General features: G+C 69.1%; 4 protein-coding genes. 3 read left to right on the forward strand and 1 reads right to left on the reverse strand.

The window, feature by feature from the left end; genetic code table 11:
• Positions 1 to 46: 46 nt before the first annotated feature.
• A complete protein-coding gene (locus EPD65_RS16000) occupies positions 47 to 532 on the reverse strand; it encodes a CarD family transcriptional regulator (protein WP_131585943.1) in 486 nt (161 codons plus the stop codon).
• 236 nt (positions 533 to 768) lie between these two features.
• On the opposite strand from EPD65_RS16000, the gene EPD65_RS16005 reads away from it, so the two are divergent.
• The 3 genes from EPD65_RS16005 to EPD65_RS16015 are packed head-to-tail and all read left to right on the forward strand — an operon-like array spanning position 769 to position 3,033.
• Positions 769 to 1,575, forward strand: coding sequence for a UbiA prenyltransferase family protein (locus tag EPD65_RS16005; protein ID WP_131585946.1), 807 nt, complete (start codon positions 769 to 771; stop codon positions 1,573 to 1,575).
• Positions 1,576 to 1,621: 46 nt separating this feature from the next.
• Positions 1,622 to 2,296: a copper chaperone PCu(A)C gene (locus tag EPD65_RS16010; protein WP_131585948.1), complete on the forward strand. Its 675-nt coding sequence runs from the start codon at positions 1,622 to 1,624 to the stop codon at positions 2,294 to 2,296.
• Positions 2,296 to 3,033: a phosphoglyceromutase gene (locus tag EPD65_RS16015; RefSeq protein ID WP_207891585.1), complete on the forward strand. Its 738-nt coding sequence runs from the start codon at positions 2,296 to 2,298 to the stop codon at positions 3,031 to 3,033. Before EPD65_RS16010 ends, EPD65_RS16015 begins: the two co-directional genes overlap by 1 nt.
• The last annotated feature ends 39 nt before the right edge of the window (positions 3,034 to 3,072 follow it).

Raw genomic sequence — 3,072 nt, forward strand, 5'->3', positions numbered from 1 at the left:
CCCCGGCATCCGCCGGGGGCCTTCTGTGTGCTCGATGAGCAAGGGCTCAGGAAGCCAGCACCTCGTCGAGGAGGGCCTCAGCCTTGTCCTCGTTGGTGTTCTCGCAGAGCGCGAGCTCGGAGACGAGGATCTGGCGCGCCTTGGCCAGCATCCGCTTCTCGCCGGCCGACAAGCCGCGGTCGCGCTCACGGCGCCACAGGTCGCGCACGACCTCCGACACCTTCATGACATCGCCCGAGTGAAGCTTCTCCAGGTTGGCCTTGTAGCGGCGCGACCAGTTGGTCGGCTCCTCCACGTGGGCCGCACGCAGGATGCTGAAGACGCGGTCAAGACCCTGCTTGTCCACGACGTCACGAACGCCGACCAGGTCCAGGTTGCACGACGGCACGCGGACGACGAGGTCCTGCTGTGCGACGATGCGAAGGACCAGGTACTGCCGCTCTTCACCCTTGATGGTGCGGTACTCGATGTCCTCGATGACGGCCGCCCCGTGATTCGGGTAGACAACCGTTTCGCCGACGGTGAAAGTCATATGTCAGGTACCCCTTCCTAGGTGACTAGTCTAACACGCGCCACGGACACGTCTTTCACGCGTTTGCGCTGGTCAGCGCGGTAATGAAGGCTTGACAGATCGCAAGACCCTGTGGTGGGCCCCTCGTTCCGAACAGGCGTGCGGAACGAAGGCCGCAGTCGCCGCTGTCCGCCGATCGGCTCGTTCCGGCGTGACGCAGCACACGGACGACGGTTGGTCAGTGAATACTGGGGCGCATGTCCGCCAAGTCGATCCGGCTCCCCCGCAAGCGTCCAGCCGGCGTACCGAAGCCCGGCCGTGCCACCCGGCGCCTCCGCCTCCCAGCGCGCGAGGACCTTGCGCGCAGCCTTCCGGTCAGCCTCTTCCGCGCCAGCCACCCTCGGCAGGCGGCCCTGACCGCGGTCTTCGTCGCGGCGGGCGCCGCGCTCGCTGGCCGGTCCTTCGGTCAGGTGTTCCTTGTCTTCGCGACGGTGCTCACCGGGCAGGCCATCCTCGGCTGGCACAACGACCTCGTCGACGTGGCGCGCGACCGCCGTCACCAGTTCCCTGGCAAGCCGATCGCGCAGGGCGTGGTCGACCACGGCTCGGTCTGGTTCGCCCTGACGATCGCGGTCCTGCTCGTCGTTCCGCTGTCGGTCGCCAACGGCGTCATCGCCGGCGCGACCCACCTCTTCATCCTCGGCATCGGCCTGGTGACGAACTCCGGCCTCCTGCGCCGCACGCGCTTCTCCTACCTGCCCTGGATGCTCAGCTTCGCGCTGTGGCCAGCGTTCCTGTCGTACGGCGGAGCGCACGGCACCGAGGGCGGCGACCCGCCGTCGATCGTCCTCACGGTCCTTGCCGCACTGCTCGGCCTGGGCGTGCACGTACTGGTCTCGCTGCCCGGTCTGGTGACCGACAACGCCGACGGAATCCGCCACTTCCCGCTCATCGTGGCGCTCCGCACGGGCGCTCCGCGCCTGCTCCTGATCGCGGGCATCTGGACCGGCGTGATCGGAGTGGGCATTCTCATCACGGGCGCGACCCTCGGCGTGGCCCGCTGAACGCTACTCTTAGCCCGCACTGACGACTTTGACGAAGGCCTCATCGATGCTGATCAGCAACCGGACCGCGCGCCTCCTCGGCGCTGGCGCTCTCCTGCTCGCCGCCCCCGCGCTCGCTTCCTGCACGGAGCAGGCGACCGACCACATCTACACCGCCGCCGCGGGCACCAGCGACCGCGACGCCTCGGTCGACGTGCTCAACGCCGTGATCGTCGCCAACGACGCCACCCCGGGCAAGGGCACCCTCGTGGTCACGCTCGTCAACAACCGGGTCGTCCCGGCCGGTTCCGACGAGGACGCCACCGACAAGCTCGTCGGCATCTCCGGCGACGTCACCGGCGCGGTCGCGAAGCCTGTCGCGATCCCCGCAGGCGACAAGGTGGTCCTCGCGACCGCCACCGCCGACGTCCCCGCGACCGCGCCGGGCATCGCCGTCACGGGCAGCTTCAAGCTCGGCGACTTCGTCGACGTGGAGTTCGACTTCGCCAACGCCGCTTCCGTGACCTTCCAGGTCCCCGTCATCGAGAACCGTGCCGGCTCGCAGTTCGCCGGCCAGAACGGCGCGCCCGACGCGGCCGTCCCGATGCAGGGCGAGACCTTCGAGCAGTTCAACGAGAACGCGCTGAAGGCTGCTGGCGAGGCGCCCGCTTCCACGGAGGCCACGCCGGCCACCGACGGTGAGCAGGGCAAGAAGGCCGCCAAGGCCAAGGCCAACGACTGATGACGTACACCCTCGTCCTGCTCCGCCACGGCGAGAGCGAGTGGAACGCGCTCAACCTCTCCACCGGCTGGGTCGACGTCCCGCTGACCGAGAAGGGCTTCGGCGAGGCCGTCAACGGCGGCCAGCTGCTCGCTGACGCCGGCGTCCTGCCCGACGTGGTGCACACGTCCCTGCTGCGCCGCGCCATCACGACTGCCGCCGTCGCGCTCGACAAGGCCGAGCGCCACTGGATCCCGGTCAAGCGCGACTGGCGCCTCAACGAGCGTCACTACGGCGCCCTCCAGGGCAAGAACAAGTCGGAGACGCTGCAGAAGTTCGGCGAGGAGCAGTTCCAGCTCTGGCGTCGTTCGTACGACGTCCCGCCGCCGGAGCTCGACGACAACGACGAGTTCTCGCAGGCCGGCGACCCGCGCTACGCGGACATCGACGTCCCGAAGACCGAGTGCCTCAAGGACGTCGTCGCCCGCCTGCTGCCCTACTGGGACGAGGCGATCGTCCCCGACCTGAAGGCCGGCAAGACGGTCCTCGTCACCGCCCACGGCAACTCGCTGCGTGCGCTGGTGAAGCACCTCGACGGGATCTCCGACGAGGACATCGCGGCGCTCAACATCCCCACGGCCCAGCCGCTGGTCTACCGCCTCGACGAGTCGCTGAAGCCGCTCGTGCCGGGTGGCGAGTACCTCGACCCCGAGGCTGCTGCCGCCGCTGCGGCAGCCGTCGCGAACCAGGGTCGCTGACCTCTGACGCCGAGACGGGGCCTGTGCACAGCACAGGCC

The organism is Nocardioides jejuensis (genome assembly GCF_004337475.1).
GTDB lineage: Bacteria > Actinomycetota > Actinomycetes > Propionibacteriales > Nocardioidaceae > Nocardioides > Nocardioides jejuensis.